This window comes from Chitinophaga filiformis, from assembly GCF_021646545.1.
GTDB lineage: Bacteria > Bacteroidota > Bacteroidia > Chitinophagales > Chitinophagaceae > Chitinophaga > Chitinophaga filiformis_A.
In genome coordinates this window covers 70,282-91,670 of sequence record NZ_JAKIRP010000015.1, presented here as the reverse complement: position 1 = coordinate 91,670, position 21,389 = coordinate 70,282, and the positions used below count along the sequence as shown (strand labels likewise).

The window sequence follows — 21,389 nt, the reverse complement described above, 5'->3', positions numbered from 1 at the left end:
ATATGAAAGGATTTATTGTTTTTACGGTGGTCAGCCTGGCTTTCATTACCTGTCTGGGATATTTTTTCCCCTGGACCTGGTGGTTACTCGCACTGATATTACCATTGATTATCATGGGGTTGATCGATATAACCCAACAGAAACATGCCATCATGCGCAACTACCCCATAGTGGGCCGTCTGCGTTATTTTATGGAAGATATCCGCCCCAAGATCTACCAATACTTCGTGGAGAGTGATATTGACGGTAGTCCGGTAAACCGTGTAGACCGTTCTACCATTTACCAGCGCGCCAAAAGGGAACTGAACTCCCAACCATTTGGTACACAGTTCAATGTATACGCCGAAGGTTACGAATGGATGGCCCATTCCATCCAGCCCAGGGCTTTTGAGAAAATGAATAAGGACCCGCGGGTACTGATCGGAGGAAACGATTGTACACAACCTTATTCTGCCAGCATTCTGAACGTTTCAGCCATGAGTTACGGTTCTCTCAGCTCCAATGCGGTACAGGCCCTTAACGGGGGTGCGAAACTGGGTAATTTCGCTCACAATACCGGCGAAGGTGGCATCAGCGAACATCACCTGACGCAGGGTGGCGATATTATCTGGCAGATCGGTACCGGTTATTTCGGCTGCCGGACGGCCGAGGGTAATTTTGACGAGAAACTATTTTCCGAGAAATGTACCACGCCGCAAATTAAAATGATCGAACTGAAGATCTCCCAGGGCGCGAAACCGGGCCATGGGGGTATCTTACCTGCTTCCAAGAATACACCTGAAATTGCGGCTATCCGTCACGTGCAACCGCATACTACCGTTGCCTCACCTCCTTACCACACCGCTTTCGGTTCACCCAGGCAGATGATGCAGTTCATCTCCCGCATGCGTCAGCTGAGTGGCGGTAAACCCGTAGGTTTTAAACTCTGTATCGGGCAGAAAAGGGAGTTTCACGCTATCTGTAAAGCGATGCTGGAAACAGGCTGTTATCCGGACTTTATTACAGTAGATGGTGGTGAAGGTGGTACCGGTGCGGCACCTCCTGAATTCTCCAACTCTGTAGGTATGCCGCTGATGGACGCACTGGCATTTGTACACGATACCCTGACAGGTTACAATATCCGCAACAAGGTAAAAGTGATTGCTTCCGGTAAGATCCTGACCGGTTTCCATATCCTCCGCGCAATGGCATTAGGTGCAGATGCCTGCAACAGCGCCCGTGCTATGATGATGGCCCTGGGTTGTATACAGGCACTGGTATGTAATACTAACCGCTGCCCTACAGGCGTGGCTACGCAGGATAAATGGCTGATGGCCGGTCTGGTGATAGACGACAAAAAACACCGTGTATCCAACTATCACCAGGACACGATCGAAAGCGCTATTGAACTGGCGGCTGCTGCCGGTCTGGAAACACCACACCATATTACCCGCAGTCATATTTCCCGCCGCGTGTTCATGAACCAGGTAAAGACATTCGAAGAAATATATCCCAGTACTCCTGCCGGTTCACTGCTGACCGGACAGGAGATGGAAACCGTGAGTATAGACGCATGGTAAGAGATGGACAATTAAGTATCAGGAATTTAATGCGGAGATACTCATCCGCGCTAGTTCCTGATGCTTAATTCCTGATTTTTTTATTTACATTCATGTCTCGACCAAAATTGTTGCCCGTACATGAATGCCTGCTTTCCGATATTTTTGCTTTTTCTGCTGATCAATCTGTTCAATCCCTATGATGTATCCGCGCAGGAGCGGACCTCTGCCGACAGCATTGTACTTCGTTATGCAGACACCACTGCATCCACATCCGGATACTTCCTGGTAAAATTTGACGCATTCCCCGGCGATGCCCTGCTACAAAAGCATGGACTGACAAGATCTCTCAGTCCACATCATCATATCCTGCAACAGGTAAAGTTTGACTCTGTTGAAGCGAAACGTGTTGTAAAGATCTATCCGGCCAATTACAACTGGAAGTGCACTGACGCGCTGGTCAGGGATGTGAGCACATTAAACTTAAAGGATAGTCTGCTGGTGCAGGTGTCGTTTAACAATACTGTTAATACCCTTCAATATTGCCGGCCCTTATCAGCTGCATCGTCCTACCCGGTAGTGATAGCTGCCGTGAAAATGAGGGACTGGGCTTTATTTATGGCACAACGTAATGTACGCTTTGTAGACAGGTTGCGCACCGCACGCACAGAAATTGCTATCAATAATGCACTGCCTTCCGTTGACTATATCAATGTACTGCATCAGCAATATCCTACATTACAAGGCGACAAACATACTGTTGGCTTGAAGGAAGAATTGTTTGATACCACCGACATTGATCTTTTAGGGAAAGCTGTCCCTTCTCCGCTCGCTGCCAGTACTATCAATCCGCATGCTACCATGATGGCCACACTTATTGCCGGCCTGGGAAATACCGGTCCCAGTGGCAAGGGTGTTGCTGTAAAAGCAAGGATAAGCTCCTCTGACTATCAGCGTCTGCTGCCGGATGAGGATAGTTATTTCAGGAATGCCGCTATTAGCGTACAGAATCATTCCTATGGTACGAGCCTTGAGAATTATTACGGCGCAGAAGCGGTTGCATACGATCAGCAGGTGTATACACTGGATACGCTGCTGCATATTTTCTCTTCGGGTAATATCGGCAATACTGCTCCAGCAGATGGTACATACAAGGGATTGACTGGTTATGCCAACCTTAGTGGTACTTTCAAGCAGGCAAAGAATGTGCTCGTGGTTGGCGGTATTGACACCGGCTATAATGTTCCTGTGCTTAGTTCGAAGGGGCCAGCCTTTGATGGTCGCATTTCTCCACAGCTGGTGGCTTACGGACAAGCCGGCACCTCTGACGCCGCGGCTACCACAACCGGCATTACGACGCTTGTACAGGAGGCATATCAGCAGGAATTTGGCATAACGCCTGCTGCCGCTATGGTAAAGGCGATACTGGTCAACAGTGCGGATGACATTAATACACCAGGTCCCGACCATCGTAGCGGATATGGCCTACTGAATGCTATTGCTGCTGTGCGCACTATCAAAGAGAAAAGGCTTTTTTCCGGTGAAGTGACGACAGGAAATACTGCCGTTATACCTGTCACCGTACCACCCAATACTGCCAGGCTGAAGATCACGCTTAGCTGGAACGATCCTGCAGCTACGGAGAATGTCAGTAAAGCCCTGCTCAATGACCTCGATCTTTCTGTTACAGATAATGCCGGCAACAATTACCAGCCCTGGCTACTGAGTACCTTTCCTGCTGCTGATTCCCTTGCAGCTCCTGCCCGCCGCGGCAGGGACAGCCTGAATAACCTGGAGCAGGTATCTATTGAACTGCCTGTGGCAGGAACAGTAAATATCCGCGTTAATGCGCGGCAACTGTCTTCAGGTACGACACAGCGTTTTCATATCGCCTGGCAGGCTATTCCTCTTTCTTCTTTCCAATGGCAATACCCCGCGGCCGGTGAGCAACTGAATGCCGGAGACAATATTGCGGTACGCTGGCGTACGCCACATACCGGCAATGGAACGCTTGCCTTCAGTGCTGACAGCGGCCTTACCTGGACGCCGATAGCTGTTGATATTCCCCTGGCTGGCGCAAACAGCCACTGGAACATACCGGCCATTTTCAGTAAGGGATTACTGCGGATGAGCACTGCAGATACCAGCTGGGTAAGTGACTATTTCAACATATCCTCTCCGGTAAGCATCAATATAGGTTATAACTGTCCTGACACGCTACAGATAAACTGGCCGCTGATGGACAATGCTTCCGGCTACGAAGTATATACCCTGCGAGGACAGGTATTGTCTCTTATCAGCACCACAACAGATACCGTGTTACTCATTCCTAAAACACAGTTATCCTCTCCTTATATCTCGATCACACCGCGACATAAAGATGGATGGAGCGGGCTACAAAGTGCTACTTATAACTACGAACAGCAGGGTATTTATTGCTTTTTCCGCCAGGTACTGGCAGATGTGCAGGCAGACAACAGCGTTGATATTAACGTCGTGCTCAGTACTGCCTACAGGGTGAAAAAGATCTATTGGGAACGCTTACAGGGCAATAACTTCGTAACGCTCTCCAGTGAGGATAACAATTCGGACGCTCAGAATCTTCATACCCTTTATAAAGATCATCCCGATCATTCCGGGATCTTTTATTACCGTGTGCGGTTAGAGCTGACTGATGGTCGTAATATTTATTCGGATGTACAATCTGTGCAGATATTAATTGACCAGGAGTTCCATTTATTCCCTGTTCCTGCTTCACAACAACTCACACTGCTCAGCAGCCGCCTGGGTGATCTGCAGGTGCGACTCACTGATATGAACGGCCGGACTGTATTTACACGTCCAATAACGCAAATGAGGGAAACCTATTCGCTGAAAGGTATCGCGGCGGGAATTTATATCTGTGTGATCTATGATGGGGCGCGGAAAGTGTTTAGTAAACAATTTGTGAAGGTAACGGATTGATATTTTGTCTTCAGATAACAATTCATGAAATCGGCGGCTTGCAGTGAGCCTCAAATGGGCTACGAGTAATAGTTTGCAAACTGACGGATTAACATAATTGCAGCGGGTTTTCAGATGGGATCTCTGGCTGAGTTCTTTGAAGTTGCTAAGCATTGGGCTGTGGGATGCGTACGGGCAGTAGTTATCTGTTTAACTCCCATCAAGCGTGTCAGCATACTTCAAACAACTGAGGCCAGAGATCTCCATCTGAACCCGCTGCTGCTTCCAGACGTCCAATTGTAGTCTGGTTTAAGATTCTTCAGGTATTGAAAACAACTGCTCTATTTTCATGTATAGGTCTCCTTGCGGGGACATGATCATCCAATACCAACTTCGAATTTATACCTTATTACCTTATTGTTCTATCAAATGCCTAATGCCTTATTGCATTATTCGTTATGCCTTATGCGTTTTTCGTTACGCCTTGTGCATTATACGTTATGCGCTATAGGCCATACATTATACCATTTATAGTCGTTCCTCTCCTGCACTGACCTGATACTAAACATTCCTGTCAGTCTTCTTTACCAGGTACAGTGGTGCTTGTTGTCATATCATGTAGCTATTTGCACTCCTTTATTTGATCTTCACGACAAACAGGTTGCTGGTTATATCTCCGGGACGTAATCCGGACAGGTTCACTACACAATCCTTGCCTTGCTGTTGCCACGTAATGGCTTTATTACAACCGAGTATGGCAGCTTTGGCCTGTTTCGACGGTATGAAATTTTTGATGCGTATCTGAGGTTCATATCCGGTAGCTATACAGTACAACGCATCGTCTTTCTTTGTAAAGAACATTTCAATATGTGCATGTTCTTTAGACGGCTTGATCATCTTTGACACATTGTAATCTGACATGAAACTGGTTTCTTTCACTTGCGGACGACTACCTGCACTCCACTGACGCGTTTCTTTCCATGGTTTGGTGTTGTAGATCGCTTCTCCGTTCACTTCCAGCCAGGCGCCCATGTCGACTAACCTTTGCTGCATGATCACTGGTATGCGGCCGTCAGCAGTGGGCCCTATATCCAGGAGCAGGTTGCCACCACGTGAAACGATGTCCACCAGCAATACGATCAGGTCATTGCTTTTTTTGTAATCATTTACATTCTCCATACGGTTGTAACCGTAGGAATTACCGATGCCCTGGCTTTCTTCCCATACTACGCCGGGCTGCATGCCACTGCCATATTCAGAGGTGAGGTATGTAGCGCCATTGTTATGTCCTCTGGTATTGCTACCCCAGCGGTCGTCCACTACTACTTCATCTTTCACAGGAGATTCATTGAATAACCAGGCTAGTAGTTCTGTACTACGCCACGCGGTATCTGACATCTCCCATTCTCCGTCAGAAAAGATCACAGAGGGTTTATATCGCGTTACGAGATCTTTGAACTGTGGTGTCATTACATTTTTTACGTAGCTGGCCTTATCCTTTTTCCACAGCGGGTTGAACCACTCGTAGAGAGAATAGTAGTACCCCATTTTCAGGCCTGCTTTTCTGACCTCACTGGTCAGATCTCCCAGCAGGTCTCTTTTAGGGGTACCGGTTACTGCGTTCCAGGGCCGTCCCCATACAGAATCGGCCTGTTTGTTATCCCACAGGCAATATCCCTCATGGTGTTTGGATGTCAGCACTACGTATTTAGCGCCCGAACGACGGAATACATCTGCCCATTGAGCCGGATCAAATAAGGAGGCGTTCAACTGCGATTCAAACTGCTGATAACTGAAATCCTTACCGTAGTTCTTATCATGGAAAGCCCGTACTTTCTGATGTGTTTCATCCTTTGCACCATCCAGCTGATACCAGTACCATTCGGAATAACCGCCTGGTCCTACCACTGCAAAGGAAGGAACGGCATACACGCCCCAGTGTATGAAGATGCCGAACTTGGCTTCATTGAACCAGGCAGGAATACCGCGTTTGTTGAGGGAGGTCCAGTCGGCCGTGTATTGCTGTGCAGCAAGCGGCGCAGCTCCCATTAAAAAAGCGGCTGCATAAAGGAAGAGTTTTTTCATAACAGTAGTTGATAGATGAGACCATGAATTGATAAATACAGAACTGATAATATCGAGTTGATAATATCGTAGTTGATTAACTCCCTTAAATATAAATTGGCAGGGGATGAATTCCTAATAGCATCTGCACAGGGACCGGTACAATATTAGTATTCCCCATGCTACGGTTGCATTCAGACAATTAGGATGGTCCTAAATCATGGTTCAGTGTGATAAAGAAAACCGGCGGTATATAGGGAAGCTGGCTATCAGGAAAAATCCGCTGCTGACAATCTTAAGCCACTGATATTACCTGCCTGCCCAAATCCCGTTGATCACTATGCGGACAGCCCGATATTACTGGATGCGCCAATATGTACCTTTATTACCATTGATGTAATCATACGATCAGGCAGTATGATCCGCTATTACGTTCCTTTTGCGATCGATATGAGGATACGACCAGCCCTACGGTGGGGAAGCCAGAACCTCCGTAGATAATCTCATCAACGATCCTGCCGGTGTTCCCATTCCTCCTTCCTGCAGATAGCACCACAACCTTTCGGTACCAAACCGACGCTGGCTGCCACTAAAATCCATGAGGCTATAGTCTATGGGATTTTCATTCAATATTCGCCTTAAATACAAAAGCCTCTCCGGTTATACCAGAGAGGCTTTTATAAGTATTTTATCATCAGCAGTGCCTACATTTCAAGGGCGCCTGCTGCTGCTTCATCCACAAACCAGTGCAGCTCTCCATCCTGCGGACGGATCAGCTGGGAAGGGAATTTTTCTGCATTGAAGTCGCCTTCGATCACACTCTTCAAAGTCAGGGCTTTACCGGCACCGGTGGCCATGAATATGACACAGGCGGCCTCATTTACAACCGGCGCTGTCAGTGTGATGCGGAACATGTCCTGCGCTTTCAGGAAGAATGCTTTTACCCAGGCTTTTTTCTCATGTACTACTTCTGTACCGGGGAAGAGGGACAGGGTATGTCCGTCATCGCCCATACCTAACAGTACGAGATCAAAGGTCGTGTCGCTGTCTTTGAAGTATTGCTGCAGGATCTTTTCATATTCTGTGGCAGCGGCTTCAGGTTCAATATCAGTGCGCATTACATGGATATTTTCAGACGGCACGCCTACAACGTTCAGCAGGGTGTCGTAAGCCATGCGGGCGTTGTTACGCTCATCTTCAAAAGGCACTGCTCTTTCATCTCCCCAGAAGAAGTGGATCCTCTCCCAAGGGATGATCAGTTTATACGGCTCTTTGGTGAGCAGCGTATATAGCTGTTTAGGCGTGCTTCCTCCGGAGAGGGCAAATGTGAAGATAGGCTGGTCCTGCAGCACTTCCTGGATATAATTGCTGATCCATGCAGCGAGGTTCTCGCTTAGTTCCTGGGTGTTCTTGGCTATATGTAATTCCATTGCTCTTATTTAGGTAAGTTGATCCAGGCGTGACCATCTCTTGCGATCAGGGCGTCTGCATCTTCAGGTCCCCAGGAATCAGGTGCATAGTTAGGGAAATCTACCGGCGTACGGGACTCCCATGTTTCCAGTATCGGCATTACCACTTTCCAGGCAGCTTCTACCTGGTCTGCACGCATGAACAGGGTTGCGTCACCTTCCATTACGTCCAGCAGCAGTGTTTCATATGCTTCTGGTGCATGGTCGTCGCCATATTGACGATCGAAGTTAAAGACCATTTCCACGGGGTCCAGTTCCATACTCTGACCCGGGCGTTTTGCCTGGAAGCGGATACGGATATCCATTTCCGGCTGTATGCTGATGGTCAGGCGGTTAGGACGCCAGGTTTCTGCTGATTCTGCAGGGAACGCATAATGCGGCGCCTGACGGAACTGCAAGGTAATATTGGTGGCCTTCTGGTGCATGTTCTTGCCGGTACGTACGTAGAACGGTACGCCCTGCCAGCGCCAGTTGTCAATATAGAACTTAACGGCAGCGTAGGTTTCAGTGGCAGAATCTTTATCCACTCCTTTCTCTTCACGATACCCTACCACCTGCGTGCCTTTTCTCCAGCCGGCAGAATACTGGCCGCGTACTGCGTTTTCGTGTATCTTATCTTTTGTGAATTTGCGGATAGCGTTCAGTACATCCACTTTCTTGTTACGGATCTCGTTTGCATCAAATGATACGGGCGCTTCCATAGCGATCATACACATTACCTGCAGGATGTGGTTCTGCACCATATCGCGCAGTGCGCCGGAACCTTCGTAATAACCACCGCGGCCTTCCAGACCTACAGTTTCTGAAGCTGTGATCTGTATATGATCGATGTAGTTGCGGTTCCATATGGGCTCAAACAGTGCATTGGCAAAACGCAGTGCGATCAGGTTCTGTACTGTTTCTTTACCCAGGTAGTGGTCGATGCGGTAGATCTGTTCTTCAGAGAACAGGCTTTGCAAGAGTGTATTCAGCTCATGAGCGCTCTGCAGGTCGTGACCGAATGGTTTCTCTATCACGATGCGGGTGCTGCGCGTGTCACTGCACAGGTTCAGGCTACCCAGTTTCTGTGCGATGGCAGGCATCAGTTGTGGCGCTACAGACAGATAGAATATCACGTTAGGATGTTCTTTCCACTCTTCTTCCTTCGCTTTCACATAGTCAGTGATGGCGCTATAGGAAGACTGGTCTTCCGCGTCCATCTGCAGATAGTTTACATGCTGGCTGAAATCTTTCCAGTGGCCGTTCTGTTCTCCTTTACGGCGGGAGAATTTCTTGATACCATCCAGTAAGCGTTCACGGTAAGCTTCATTATCATAGGGACTACGGCCGATACCGGCTATAGCAAATTTTTCCGGCATGTAGTTGTCCAGGAACAGGTTGTATAAAGCCGGCGATAGTTTTCTGTAATTCAAGTCGCCGCTGCCACCGAAGATGAAGACTATGGAGGCAGGCGGACGTTTATGATTTTGCATAACTCTATATTTTATGACAGTGTCCCCGCTGTCAGCGGAGACACTCCAAACTTTTTATTCACCCCATACAGTGTGGAAACTGCCGGGTGCATCTATACGCTGATAGGTATGAGCGCCGAAGTAATCGCGCTGTGCCTGCACCAGGTTCGTAGGCATACGTTCTGTGCGGTAAGCATCGAAGTAAGCCAGTGCTGACATGATACCAGCTGCTGCGGTACCTGTCTGTGCTGCCTGTGCTATTACTGCACGTGTGTTTGTAATGGCATTCTCTACAAGGGCAGCTACGTCCTTGTTCAACAGGATGTTTGATAATTCAGGAGATGCTTTGTAAGCGGTAGTGTATACTTCCAGGAGGGTAGAACGGATAATACATCCGCCTCTCCATACCTTCACTGCTTCAGGTAAAGGAATTTCCATCTGCAGTTCTTTGGATGCCTGGTGCAGCATAGCCAGCCCCTGTGCATAGCTGATGATCACACCGAAGTACAGGGCATCATGTACCTGCTGTATCCAGGTATCTACCGGTGTATTGAGTTTTGCTGCAGGTGCTTTGTATAAAGCAGCTGCCTGCACGCGCTCATCCTTATAACCGGACAAGGTACGCAGGGCAACAGCGGTGTCTATCACCGGAACGGCCACTGGCAGTTCCATTGCTTCCTGAGAAGTCCATTTACCGGTTCCTTTGGAACCCGCTTTATCGGAGATCACATCTACCAGTCTTGCGCTGGTCTTATCGTCCTTCTGCAGGAAGATATCAGCAGTGATCTCTATGAGGAAAGATTGCAGATCGCCTTCATTCCAGGTTTTGAACACCTGATGTAAACGGTCGTTATCCAGGCCAGCCTGTTTCAGCAATGCATAAGCTTCGCTGATCAGCTGCATGATGGAATACTCGATACCATTGTGTACCATCTTCACATAGTGACCGGCGCCTTCCCTACCCAGGTAAGCTACGCAAGGTTCACCATTTACCTTCGCGGAGATGGCTTCCAGCATCGGTCTTACTTTCTCGTAAGCTTCCTTGTCGCCACCAGGCATGATGCTCGGTCCCGTACGGGCGCCCTTCTCACCACCTGATACGCCGATGCCCATGAAATGAATACCTTTCTCCCGCAGGTATTTTACCCGGCGCAATGTATCTGTATAATGTGAGTTACCACCATCAATCACTACATCGCCTTTTTCCAGCAGGGGGATCAGTGATTCTATCACATCATCCACCGGCTGACCCGCTGGTACCAACATCATCAGCTTGCGCGGACGCTCCAGTAATTGTACCATGGTTGCCAGTTCTGCCACTCCCTTTACAGTAGTGCCAGCTGTAGCAGCCGATTCCAGAGCCCCGGTCTTGGTACTATCTTTATCAAAACCAATAACGGAAAAACCATGATCAGCCATGTTCAGTAAAAGGTTTCTACCCATTACGCCCAGACCAATCATGCCAAAATCGAATACGCTTTGTGCCATAAATTATCGTGTAAGTGCCTAAAAGAATGAAGTAAAAGTACGAATTATCAATTACCAATTACAATTACTATTGGATGACCTGACAAAACTTTGAACATCCCATGTCAAATCCCATTGTTTGTACATGAAAATCCGTGATAAATGCAATCTCCCGCCGACTCTTAAATTTTCCTTAAATCTACCATCCAAGGTACACCATTCCTATACCGCACACCAGTATAGTAAGCCCTCCAAGGGCATGTACATACCGCTCTAAACTACTGGTTTTCAACACAGAAAAGCCATAATATCCCAACAGGACCATAGCCGTCATTGTCAGCAGCGTGAACAGTGTAAAAAACACGATCAGCATCACCATGCCGTAGGCGGAATGTTGTGCCGCCGGATAGGTCAACAGGGGGATCAGCGGTTCACAGGGTCCCAGCCCGAAAATCAGCAGCATGATCCAGGGTGTGACCTTCGTCCTGTCCTGAGGATAAACAATCTGCCCGTGTTTGTGTTCATACACATATATATCCCCGTTATCATAGACATCAAAATGCTTATGTACCTTATTGCTCCAGGCCCGTTTCAATCCCCATACCGTATACAGTAACCCGAAGGTAAGCAGCGCCCACCCGGCCAGCCCTCCACGCAGGTTTTCCAGACCGCTGATCTTTGAGAGGGACCAGCCCAGGCCTATGCCCAGCAATCCTAATAATACCGAACTGCCTACATGCGCGATACCGCAAAGTAGTGTCCACACCACCGTTTTACGGACAGTCCAGCCTCTTACCCTGCTCAGGGCAATAAACGGGACGTAGTGGTCTGGCCCTGTCAATGTATGCAGACAACTTATTGTGACAGCTGTCAGCAACAATACCTGCAATTCTGTATTCATATCCGGTACAGTTTATAGTTTTCGTTCTTCTCCGGCCAGCAGCGCTATCTTCCTGAACAGCTCATACAACTGCTCCCCTCCCTGTCCCAGCACACGCAGGAGCAATGCCCCCGAAGCAGTGCGGGACACACCGGCGGTAATATTTGTTTCTTCGGATAAACACTCGTGCAATACCTCTCCCATCGCTGTCATGTCCTGCTTGTCATCATGCCACAACAGAGACGCCTGATGCGTATATCCTTCCCACTGGCCCATGTTACCTGGTGGCACCATACCTGGTTGCAATACGGTAACGTCCTTGAACAGCAACCTGCCTTCCCGGTGTACTTCCAGTATGTTCTGAAAATGCTTACACCTGAATACTTCCCCGCTTAGTTTACGGCCACAGGTTATGATCTCTCCCCACAATAAGCGGCAGTCTGGTCCCAGCTCAATACGGCTGGCACTGTCAAACACTGAATGCTCATGCGGCACAGCAGGATGCGGCAGATAACATAAACTGCTGCCCCGCCCCATTTCCACATGAAAACGTTGCCGGGCGCCTTGCTGCATGTTGAAGATGCGCTGGTAGGATTGTGTGTATAGATGCAGACCTGCATCTTCCTGCAATGCAATCCGGATGTCATACGCATCCCCATCCAGTATTCCCGGAGAAGCCGTCATCATGGTCAGATGTAAGCTACCGGCCCTGCTACCGCTGATATCAGCCACTTTAAAAGGCCTGGTATAATAGCAATGTTGCAGATAAGTGCCTGCACCCCTTACAGCCGCTTTTATTTGCAGTTCGCTCTTCATTGCAACAAGGCAGGCTCCTCTACCATTTCCAGTAATGCATACTTCCTGATCCATCCTATTACGGTGTCCAGTCCCTCCTGCGTCATCAGGTTGGTAAATACAAATGGCCTGCCCTGACGCATCTTTCGGGCATCCCGTTCCATCACTTCAAGGCTCGCGCCTACATAGGGCGCGAGGTCAATCTTGTTAATGACCAGCAGGTCCGAACGGGTAATACCGGGACCACCCTTGCGGGGTATCTTATCGCCTTCTGCTACATCAATAACGAAGATGGTCAGGTCGGCCAGATCAGGACTGAAAGTAGCAGACAGGTTATCTCCACCGCTTTCAATAAAAATGATCTGCACATCCGGGAATCTTGTTGCCATTTCTTCCACAGCTTCCAGGTTCATACTGGCATCTTCCCGGATGGCTGTATGCGGACAGCCACCGGTCTCCACACCAATGATCCTCTCAGCAGGCAACAAGCTGTTCTTCACCAGGAATTCAGCATCTTCTTTGGTATAGATGTCATTGGTGATCACTGCTAGGCTATACTGTGTATGCAGTTGCCTTGACAGCCTTTCTATCAGTGCTGTTTTACCGGCGCCTACAGGGCCGGCCACGCCTATCTTTATGTATGTACGCGATTGCATTTTCAATCTGTTTACGTCAATCAATTCATACGGTACCGGCCATACGGATGTATTAAGACATGTACAATCTTGAATACAGTCGTTCGTGCTGCATACTCCTGATATCAAATCCGAAGCTGCAACGTCCGGCCAGTTCCCGCGGTATGTGTAATGTTTGTTCAACCAATGCAGGCAGTTGCGGCAACAGCTCAAACAGTATCTGCTGCCCCTGTTGCTGTCCCAATGGCACCAGTTTTACGCTATTGGTAACCATCCCAGTCGCTGCATTGTAATAAAATGCGGCGATTGCTTCCGACAGCGGAATGCCCGACAGGCAGGCGTATAATCCAAATGCCAGGCAATAATGCCCTGCGGCTTCGCCCGACCTGATGTGCGAGAGGTAAGCATTGCCGGTAGCATGTACCACCAGTGGTGACAATAACTTCAGCAGGCGCATGCCCAGTTTCTGACTGGCCATCCTCAATTCCTGTGGCGCTTTCAATGCGGTACACTCCTGGTCCAGTTGTACCAGCTGTTGTACGTCTCCTGCCTCCGTCGCACGATATGCCAGTACCGCAAAAAGTGCGTCATTATAAGGCAGGTTATGCGCCAGCATGTTCCTGATAAAAGCAGCTGCATCCGCAGCATCTTTTATCAGTCCCTGTTGCACATAAGTTTCCAGTCCGCCGGAATGCGTATAAGCTCCTATCGGCAATGTAGGATCGCTCAGGTGTAAGAGATATGGTAGCCATTGCTGCATGATGGTTTATTTGGAGGCGAGCTGCATGATCTTACTGAAAAGTGATCCTGAGCTGCCATGTTCATGTGGTATAATATTGCTCCGCAACATATTGGTGAGTGTACGCTGCGCTTTGACGGGAGTATATCCCTTTGCTTCGAGCCAGCGGAACAATGGCTCTTCATATGGCACAAGCACGTCGTCTCCTTCCAGGAATAATGGCAGGTGTTTATTGCCGATCTCGTAACAAACAGCCGCCATATCTTTCATGGTAGCCGGTTTCAGGACGATGGCGGCTGCGGGAATGATATCAATGACGATGGCTTTTTTATCATCCATCCACACGATATCTCCCTGTTGCAACATGGGCGCTTCCCGCATGAAACGCAACGCCACTTCCTGCCTGCCCTGCGTATGCCGGCGCAGCAGCCGTTTGCCCGCTTCAAACCATTCCAGCCGCAAGGGATCTATGACCCGGTTCGCCGTGGGAAAGCTCACAACGTTGCCTTCTATCTTTTCTATGATGATCATATGTGCGATTAAAACAGGAAATATCGTTGCGCCAGTGGCAATACCGCCGCCGGTTCACAGGTCAGTACCTGCCCGTCTATGCTTACTTCATATGTTTCCGGATTGACTTTTATTTCCGGCGTACTGTTGTTATGGATCATATCCTTCTTCCCGATGTTCCTGCAGTTCTTCACCGGCAGTATGATCTTTTGCAGCCCATATTCCTGCGCAATGTTCTTCCCGGCTGCCGCCTGCGATACAAAGGTCACACAGGTCTTATGCAAAGCGCCGCCAAAAGCACCGAACATTTCCCTGTACATCACCGGCTGTGGTGTAGGGATAGAGGCATTCGGGTCTCCCATGCGACTGCAGATGATCATACCTCCTTTGATGATCATTTCCGGCTTGGCGCCAAATAGCGCCGGTTTCCACAGTACGATATCCGCCAGTTTACCCGGCTCCAGCGAACCTACATGTGTTGCAATGCCATGGGTGATGGCGGGATTGATCGTATACTTGGCTACATAACGTTTGGCCCTGAAATTATCATTACCGCTGCCACTATCTTCTGCCAGTGCTCCCCGCTGTTTCTTCATCTTATCGGCAGTTTGCCAGGTACGGATGATCACCTCTCCTACACGGCCCATGGCCTGTGAATCGGAGCTCATCATGCTGAATACGCCCATATCATGCAGGATATCTTCCGCAGCAATCGTCTCCGGACGGATACGGGAATCAGCGAAAGCAACATCCTCCGGCACACTCTTGTCCAGGTGATGGCATACCATCAGCATGTCCAGGTGTTCATCGATCGTATTGACGGTGTATGGTCTTGTAGGATTGGTAGATGATGGCAGGATATTCGGATACATGGCCGCCTTGATAATATCGGGCGCATGTCCTCCTCCAGCGCCTTCCGTATGATAGGTATGGATCACACGCCCATCGATCGCCTTAATGGTGTCTTCCAGGAAGCCCGATTCATTCAGCGTATCTGTGTGAATAGCCACCTGTACATCGTATTTGTCTGCCGCCTGCAGAGAGGCGTTGATAACAGCCGGCGACGAACCCCAATCCTCATGGATCTTCAATCCCAGCGCACCGGCCTCTATCTGCTCCCACAGCGGCGCTTCAGTGGCGCAATTTCCTTTGCCGAGAAAGCCCAGGTTCATGGGAAAAGCATCGGCCGACTGCAGCATTTTCCGGATGAACCATTTGCCTGGTGTGACAGTAGTAGCATTGGTGCCATCAGCAGGACCGGTACCACCACCGATCATCGTGGTAATACCGCTATGCAGCGCATGCGAGATCTGCTGGGGGCTGATAAAGTGGATATGTGTATCAATCCCACCAGCGGTAGCTATCAACCCTGCGCCGCCATGTACTTCTGTACTGGCGCCTATGATCATATCCGGGTCTACGCCATCCATGGTATCAGGATTACCTGCCTTGCCTATCTTCACGATCTTTCCGTCTTTGATACCGATATCTGCTTTCACAATGCCCCAGTGATCGATGATCATCACACTGGTGATGACCATATCCAGCACTCCTTCATCGCGGGTAGCGGTGGACGACTGCGACATCCCGTCGCGGATGGTTTTGCCGCCGCCAAATTTGGCTTCGTCGCCATATACAGTATGATCGTGTTCTATTTCGATGATAATATCTGTGTCGCCCAGGCGGACTTTATCGCCCGTCGTAGGACCATACATCGCCGCATAGCGGTCGCGGTTTATCTGAAGACTCATTCCGGCTGGTGTTTAAATTGTTGTTCTTGTATCTGCTGCATGGCGTTTCGGCGGGCCTCTTCTCCAATGGTAGTGCCGTTCACCAGGTTATTCATGCCGAAGACTTTCCTGTTACCGCCCAGCGTTACCAGTGTAACGGTCTTTTCCTCACCGGGCTCAAAACGTACGGCAGTACCGGCTGCAATGTTCAGGCGCATACCGAAGGCTGCTTCCCTGTTGAAAGACAACATGCGGTTCACTTCAAAAAAGTGGCAATGAGAACCTATCTGCACAGGTCTGTCGCCTGTATTCACTACTTTCACCTGTGTGACCGTACGGCCGCTGTTGGCATCGATCACACCGGGCGCAATAAAATATTCACCTGGGATCATAATTGAAGAGGATTTAGATGTTGGCTGATTACTATTTCTATCTGATTGGATGATGTACTGTCACCAGCTTGGAACCATCCGGGAAAGTCGCTTCTATCTGGATCTCATCTATCATTTCTGGAATACCTTCCATCACATCTTCGCGTGTGAGGATAGTGGCGCCATACTGCATCAGCTGCGCAACTGTCTGCCCATCCCGGGCGGCCTCCTGTAAGCGGCTGCTGATCAGTGCTATTGCTTCCGGATAATTCAGTTTGAGTCCCCTGGCCTTTCTCTTCTCAGCAAGTTCTCCTGCCAGGTATAACAATAGTTTTTCAGTTTCCCTTGCCGTTAAATGCATAGTATTTTGGTTTAAATGTGTCTTAGCTCCTGACAGTTGGTTGCAGGGAAATGGGTTAATGAAATTAAAAGTGATCTCCCGTGTGTTAATTTACGGAAAAAAAGCAGAAAGTAAAACGCTCAATGCGGAATGCATTGAGCGTTTGCTATATGACAAGTGCGTATAAACTATTAAGCAGAATTCCTGCCGGCATTGATGATACCGAAAGAGCAGCGTACTACCAGTTTTTCATACGTTTCCTTCAGTCCATTCCCGTTACCTGCTTCATTCAGTTCGCGGATGCGGGCCAATGCACCCTGCTGAATGGTCAGCAGCGGCAGCACGATACGTTCACGCATCTGGATCGACAACTGATCTATCGGCGATGCGCTCATCAGCTGTGTTTGTCCGGTGAGGCGCAGTATGTATTCGCAGGAACGTTCATATTCGTCATGTATCATATTCCAGACCTCTCCGAAACGCGGATGCTTACCATATGCAGCGGTGAGTGGGAAGTAGCTTTTCTTCATCGCCATCTGGCAGTTGTCGAGCAGCGTACGGAAGAACAGTGAGTTTTTATACAGTTTTTCAACTTCACTCCATTTACCTGCTTTATCCATTGCTTCCAATGCCGCACCCACACCGTAGTAACCAGGCACGTTCTGTTTCAGCTGGCTCCATGCCCCCACATAAGGTACTGCCCTGAGATCGTTGAGACTCAGTTTAGCTGCAGCATTCCGTTTGGAAGGACGGCTGCCGATATTGGTTTCAGCATAGTAACGCAGCGGACTTGCGAAGTCCAGGTAATCCAGGAAGTCTGGATGCAGTTTCAGTTTATTGAACGACTTAAAGCCTTCGTCAGCCAGCTGCTGCAGCAATGCATCCTCTTCGTCGGTAAGGGTCACCTCGCGTGACGAGAAGATCTCATTGGCGATACCTGCGTGCACCAGTTGTTCGATATTGAATTGTGCAGAATCAACGGTTCCGAAGTTGGAACTGATGGTCTGCCCCTGTATTGTCAGCTGAATTTCTTCATTCGCAATATCCCGGCCCATAGATGCATAGAACTGGTGTGTTTTACCACCACCTCTTGCGGGAGGACCGCCACGGCCATCGAAGAAGACAACATCTATATCATATTCCCTGGAAATGCGTGTTAGCTCCTGTTTAGCCTTGTGAATGCTCCAGTTGGCCATCAGGTAACCACCATCTTTGGTACCGTCAGAGAAGCCGAGCATGATGGTCTGTTTATTGTAGCGCTTGCGCAGGTGTTCCCTGTAGGCAGCATTATCATACAGCTCACGCATCACGTTACCAGCCTGACGGAGGTCGTCTATTGTTTCAAACAGCGGCACAATATCAACGCTCAAGGTTTCCTTCTGCCAGCCTGCCAGCAGGAACAGGCCATAGACTTCAATCACATTCAGCGCATTCATGCTATGGCTGATAATATAGCGATGACAGCCAAACTCGCCGTTGTTCTGCTGTATTTCTTTTACAGCGGCGATAGTGGCCAGCGTGTCTTTATGCAATGGCTCTTTCAGCACATCGGGGTTCAATGCTCCTTTTATGTTCAGGAGACTATTTATTTTCTCTTCATCAGAAAGGGTTGCATAGTTGGATGGCAGCAAGTCCGAGTTAGCAGCAACTGCATCCAGCAGCGGCCCATGTACTGAGCTATCCTGCCTGATATCGAGGGTAGCGAAGAACAGCCCGAACAGCTCTACCCGGCTGGCCAGGTCATCAAGCAGATTCAGGAAGAGGGCATTGTTCTCTTCAATAAGCACGATGCGGATACGTGCCAGTGTATCGAGGATTTCCTGCTGGGTGATATTGGTCTTATGACCAGGAATGAACAGATTGCTGTACAGCTGCTGTTCCAGTGCGGCCAGTTCCTGTTCAATACCTTTGAAGGTAAGGCGGCGTTTCAGCCTCCGTACATCCAGATAATAACATTTTATAATACCTCCGCGCAGTGCTTCTGCCACACGCAATGTGATGTCAGCATTCACGAAGGGATTACCATCGCGGTCACCACCGGGCCAGAAACCCATTCTGATAACCGGATTAGAGCTATTGATAGAAGCAGGGAATTGTGCTTTTAACTTAGATATAATACGTCCGGCAGCCGGATAGAAGGTGTTCTCCAGGAACCATATCAGGCTGATCGCCTCATCGTATGGCGTTGGTTTTTCCTTTTTGAAGAACGGTGTTTTACCCAATTGCTGCAGGTAGGAGTTCACCTGGGCGGTATTATCGTTGATCAATGCTCTTGACAGGTCATTGATGATGGTGAGTACACTGCCCGGGTAGAATTGGGTAGGGTGCGCTGTCAGTACCAGTCTCACTGAAAAATCCTGCAGCTTCTTTGCCAGCTTTTCTTCTGCCTGCTCTGCGATGACTTCTGACTGCAGGTGGCTCAGGGAGCCGGTACCATACATGTCATGGATATCGCGGAAGGCCGCATCTTCCAACGCATCAAACAGTACTACCTGTCTTTCAGCATACTGCACAAAGCGGAACATGAGGTCCAGCTTCTGCTGCTCATTGCTGCAGGAGGTATATTGTTCAAAATAGGAGTTGAGAATTTCCTGGGGACTCTTTTCCTTGCCATATCCTTCTTCACAATGGATCAGGAATAATGATAAAAATACGCCGGTTCTTTCTACCTTATGAAAAGGCAATGCGGTAAAAAGACTATTGTATAACTGGAACTTGGTGCCAACCAGGTTCTTGAATAATTGTAAGGTATTATTAACCGGTGCTTCCATAACTAAATTTCGTAATTTAAAAGAGCCTTTGCCAACCGGGAGCTAAAAATAATATAAAATAGTTACAAAGTAGAATGGAAAGTTATTAGAAAGAGTAAGGCCGCAGCTTCCGCCACGGCCTTTTTGCAAGTCCCCCTTGAAAATGGGTGTGTTGAGAGAATAAACCTGTTAATTGAGTAATATGATCCGGTAAAATGGAATTAGTCTTTTAGTTGTCCAGTCTGAAACCTATAGGCAGATTGTACCTTACGCTAACAGAACGTCCACTTTGTTTACCAGGTTTCCAGTTCGGCATCAATTTTACGACCCGCATCGCCTCTTCTTCCAGTCCGCCACCTTTATGGGCGCCTACTGTCTGTACTTCGCCTACCTTTCCTTCAGCATTCACTACAAACTGTACGAATATCTTCCCTTCAATACCGGTCTCCTGCGCAAGACGGGGATACCGCACGTTCTTTTGGAGAAATCTCGCCAATGCTTCTTCTCCACCTGGGAATGAAGGCATAATTTCCACAATCATGAACACCTCTTCTCTTTCAGCCACTTTAGGCGGCTCTACAACAGGACCAACACCAGTACCACTCTCAAAAGGATTTTCAACACCATTCACATCATCACCTTGAATATTAGCTACCCCGATAGATTTATTACCAATGCTGTCCAACTTCGGCACTTCATCTTCTGCACGTACAAGGTCGTCATCAGTGATAACAGGAGGAGTCAATCTAATGGATGAAGCGGCCGGCGGTGGTGGTGTAGTCACCGGAGGTGGTGGTGGGGTTAACGGTTTCTCCTCCGGAATTTCAAGATCTTTTAAGACTGTTTCTTTCACTGCTACATCTTTTCGTGTATGCATATCCGCAGCCATCAGTTTATTACTGAGTACATATCCACCGATGATGACCAATGCGATGGAAGTCGTACCAATAATGGCATTGCGCACACGTCTGTCTTCACTTCTGCGTAAATCATAGGCACCGTAGTCTTTATTCCGACCATCAAAAAGAATGTCGAGAAAGTCTGATTTAATAATGTTCGTTGCATTCATGGGATAAACATTTACATATAGATGCAACGTCATTATCTTTCCATAAGGATTTTAAAAAAAACTTTGAGAAGTGTATTAATATGGAGGAGTATTAATATTACCAGCCCAGATTGAAATCCGGATCGGGATCACCTATTTGCTAAAGGAAGTATTCACTATCTTTTATGGTAACGATCATATTGTTACCATACAGGTATAAATAATGTTGTAATAAATCAAGTTGGTAGATAAAAAGGTAAGGAGGTTAATGCCAGGGGGCGCGGGAGGTATATTACATTATAATTTACCACCAATAAATCTGCAACACACCTTCCCCGCTAGCCTGACCGGGCATTTTTATTTACAGCTTATAGCAAACAATTTCTTTGTTATCAGCAACAGCTATTGTAAGCAACTGTGCTACAGAATTGGGTATGATCAATCTTCACCACTACACCCACTTTACTATGTATCAATAATTCGCTATGCTGATGCATATAATAATCAGTTTTTGATTTTCATATTGCCGATAATATTGCTTTGCTGGTGAGACAAAACAAGGAGAATACTCAGCGCTCTTCTCCGGGTGGTGGTAAATTCTAATAGTCTACTGAATCTGTAGACAAATATACAGCATGAAATTATATTTCCAAATGCAA

General features: G+C 48.2%; 15 protein-coding genes and 1 pseudogene. 2 read left to right on the top strand and 14 right to left on the bottom strand.

What is annotated here, in order from left to right; all coding sequences use genetic code 11:
- Nucleotides 1-2 precede the first annotated feature (2 nt).
- Nucleotides 3-1,559 (top strand): FMN-binding glutamate synthase family protein, encoded by a 1,557-nt coding sequence (locus tag L3C95_RS27555; protein ID WP_236392935.1) that lies wholly within the window; start codon nucleotides 3-5, stop codon nucleotides 1,557-1,559.
- 120 nt (nucleotides 1,560-1,679) lie between these two features.
- Nucleotides 1,680-4,502 carry a S8 family peptidase gene (locus L3C95_RS27550; protein WP_236392933.1) on the top strand — a complete coding sequence of 941 codons (2,823 nt, stop codon included), beginning with the start codon at nucleotides 1,680-1,682 and terminating at the stop codon, nucleotides 4,500-4,502.
- Between the two features lie 615 nt (nucleotides 4,503-5,117).
- On the opposite strand, the gene L3C95_RS27545 is transcribed toward L3C95_RS27550, so the two are convergent.
- From L3C95_RS27545 to L3C95_RS27480, 14 genes and pseudogenes are all read right to left on the bottom strand, one after another.
- The gene (locus tag L3C95_RS27545; protein ID WP_236392931.1) at nucleotides 5,118-6,566 is read right to left on the bottom strand and encodes an alpha-L-fucosidase; all 1,449 of its coding nucleotides are present in this window, start codon (nucleotides 6,564-6,566) and stop codon (nucleotides 5,118-5,120) included.
- Nucleotides 6,567-7,249: 683 nt separating this feature from the next.
- On the bottom strand, nucleotides 7,250-7,975 hold the full coding sequence (gene pgl, locus L3C95_RS27540) for a 6-phosphogluconolactonase (RefSeq protein WP_236392921.1): 726 nt from the start codon (nucleotides 7,973-7,975) through the stop codon (nucleotides 7,250-7,252).
- Between the two features lie 5 nt (nucleotides 7,976-7,980).
- On the bottom strand, nucleotides 7,981-9,486 hold the full coding sequence (gene zwf, locus L3C95_RS27535) for a glucose-6-phosphate dehydrogenase (protein ID WP_236392911.1): 1,506 nt from the start codon (nucleotides 9,484-9,486) through the stop codon (nucleotides 7,981-7,983).
- 54 nt (nucleotides 9,487-9,540) lie between these two features.
- Nucleotides 9,541-10,953 carry an NADP-dependent phosphogluconate dehydrogenase gene (gene gndA, locus L3C95_RS27530; protein WP_236392909.1) on the bottom strand — a complete coding sequence of 471 codons (1,413 nt, stop codon included), beginning with the start codon at nucleotides 10,951-10,953 and terminating at the stop codon, nucleotides 9,541-9,543.
- Between the two features lie 178 nt (nucleotides 10,954-11,131).
- Entirely contained in the window at nucleotides 11,132-11,833 is a 702-nt protein-coding gene (locus L3C95_RS27525) for a sulfite exporter TauE/SafE family protein (protein ID WP_236392898.1), read from the bottom strand.
- Nucleotides 11,834-11,845: 12 nt separating this feature from the next.
- Entirely contained in the window at nucleotides 11,846-12,628 is a 783-nt protein-coding gene (locus tag L3C95_RS27520; RefSeq protein WP_236392889.1) for an urease accessory protein UreD, read from the bottom strand.
- Complete coding sequence (ureG, locus tag L3C95_RS27515) at nucleotides 12,625-13,263, bottom strand: urease accessory protein UreG (RefSeq protein WP_236392887.1); 639 nt, start codon at nucleotides 13,261-13,263, stop codon at nucleotides 12,625-12,627. Before ureG ends, L3C95_RS27520 begins: the two co-directional genes overlap by 4 nt.
- 52 nt (nucleotides 13,264-13,315) lie before the next feature.
- A complete protein-coding gene (locus tag L3C95_RS27510) occupies nucleotides 13,316-14,002 on the bottom strand; it encodes an urease accessory protein UreF (RefSeq protein ID WP_236392885.1) in 687 nt (228 codons plus the stop codon).
- A 6-nt stretch (nucleotides 14,003-14,008) separates the two neighbouring features.
- On the bottom strand, nucleotides 14,009-14,512 hold the full coding sequence (ureE, locus tag L3C95_RS27505; RefSeq protein ID WP_236392883.1) for an urease accessory protein UreE: 504 nt from the start codon (nucleotides 14,510-14,512) through the stop codon (nucleotides 14,009-14,011).
- A gap of 8 nt (nucleotides 14,513-14,520) precedes the next feature.
- A complete protein-coding gene (gene ureC, locus L3C95_RS27500; protein ID WP_236392881.1) occupies nucleotides 14,521-16,242 on the bottom strand; it encodes an urease subunit alpha in 1,722 nt (573 codons plus the stop codon).
- A 74-nt stretch (nucleotides 16,243-16,316) separates the two neighbouring features.
- Nucleotides 16,317-16,613: pseudogene (gene ureB / locus L3C95_RS27495) on the bottom strand (urease subunit beta); the annotation flags it as partial.
- Nucleotides 16,614-16,650: 37 nt separating this feature from the next.
- A complete protein-coding gene (gene ureA / locus L3C95_RS27490; RefSeq protein ID WP_089809655.1) occupies nucleotides 16,651-16,953 on the bottom strand; it encodes an urease subunit gamma in 303 nt (100 codons plus the stop codon).
- Nucleotides 16,954-17,123: 170 nt separating this feature from the next.
- Nucleotides 17,124-19,703 (bottom strand): phosphoenolpyruvate carboxylase, encoded by a 2,580-nt coding sequence (locus L3C95_RS27485; protein WP_236392854.1) that lies wholly within the window; start codon nucleotides 19,701-19,703, stop codon nucleotides 17,124-17,126.
- Nucleotides 19,704-19,911: 208 nt separating this feature from the next.
- Nucleotides 19,912-20,751, bottom strand: a complete 840-nt coding sequence (locus L3C95_RS27480) for an energy transducer TonB (protein ID WP_236392852.1) — start codon at nucleotides 20,749-20,751, stop codon at nucleotides 19,912-19,914.
- Nucleotides 20,752-21,389 lie beyond the last annotated feature (638 nt).

Coding starts and splice junctions, on each gene's coding strand:
- L3C95_RS27520 (WP_236392889.1), bottom strand. CDS start 12,628: ATGAAGAGCGAACTGCAAATAAAAGCGGCTGTAAGGGGTGCAGGCACT.
- L3C95_RS27555 (WP_236392935.1), top strand. CDS start 3: ATGAAAGGATTTATTGTTTTTACGGTGGTCAGCCTGGCTTTCATTACC.
- L3C95_RS27510 (WP_236392885.1), bottom strand. CDS start 14,002: ATGCAGCAATGGCTACCATATCTCTTACACCTGAGCGATCCTACATTG.
- ureA (WP_089809655.1), bottom strand. CDS start 16,953: ATGCATTTAACGGCAAGGGAAACTGAAAAACTATTGTTATACCTGGCA.
- L3C95_RS27550 (WP_236392933.1), top strand. CDS start 1,680: ATGAATGCCTGCTTTCCGATATTTTTGCTTTTTCTGCTGATCAATCTG.
- pgl (WP_236392921.1), bottom strand. CDS start 7,975: ATGGAATTACATATAGCCAAGAACACCCAGGAACTAAGCGAGAACCTC.
- gndA (WP_236392909.1), bottom strand. CDS start 10,953: ATGGCACAAAGCGTATTCGATTTTGGCATGATTGGTCTGGGCGTAATG.
- L3C95_RS27480 (WP_236392852.1), bottom strand. CDS start 20,751: ATGAATGCAACGAACATTATTAAATCAGACTTTCTCGACATTCTTTTT.
- zwf (WP_236392911.1), bottom strand. CDS start 9,486: ATGCAAAATCATAAACGTCCGCCTGCCTCCATAGTCTTCATCTTCGGT.
- ureC (WP_236392881.1), bottom strand. CDS start 16,242: ATGAGTCTTCAGATAAACCGCGACCGCTATGCGGCGATGTATGGTCCT.
- ureE (WP_236392883.1), bottom strand. CDS start 14,512: ATGATCATCATAGAAAAGATAGAAGGCAACGTTGTGAGCTTTCCCACG.
- L3C95_RS27525 (WP_236392898.1), bottom strand. CDS start 11,833: ATGAATACAGAATTGCAGGTATTGTTGCTGACAGCTGTCACAATAAGT.
- ureG (WP_236392887.1), bottom strand. CDS start 13,263: ATGCAATCGCGTACATACATAAAGATAGGCGTGGCCGGCCCTGTAGGC.
- L3C95_RS27485 (WP_236392854.1), bottom strand. CDS start 19,703: ATGGAAGCACCGGTTAATAATACCTTACAATTATTCAAGAACCTGGTT.
- L3C95_RS27545 (WP_236392931.1), bottom strand. CDS start 6,566: ATGAAAAAACTCTTCCTTTATGCAGCCGCTTTTTTAATGGGAGCTGCG.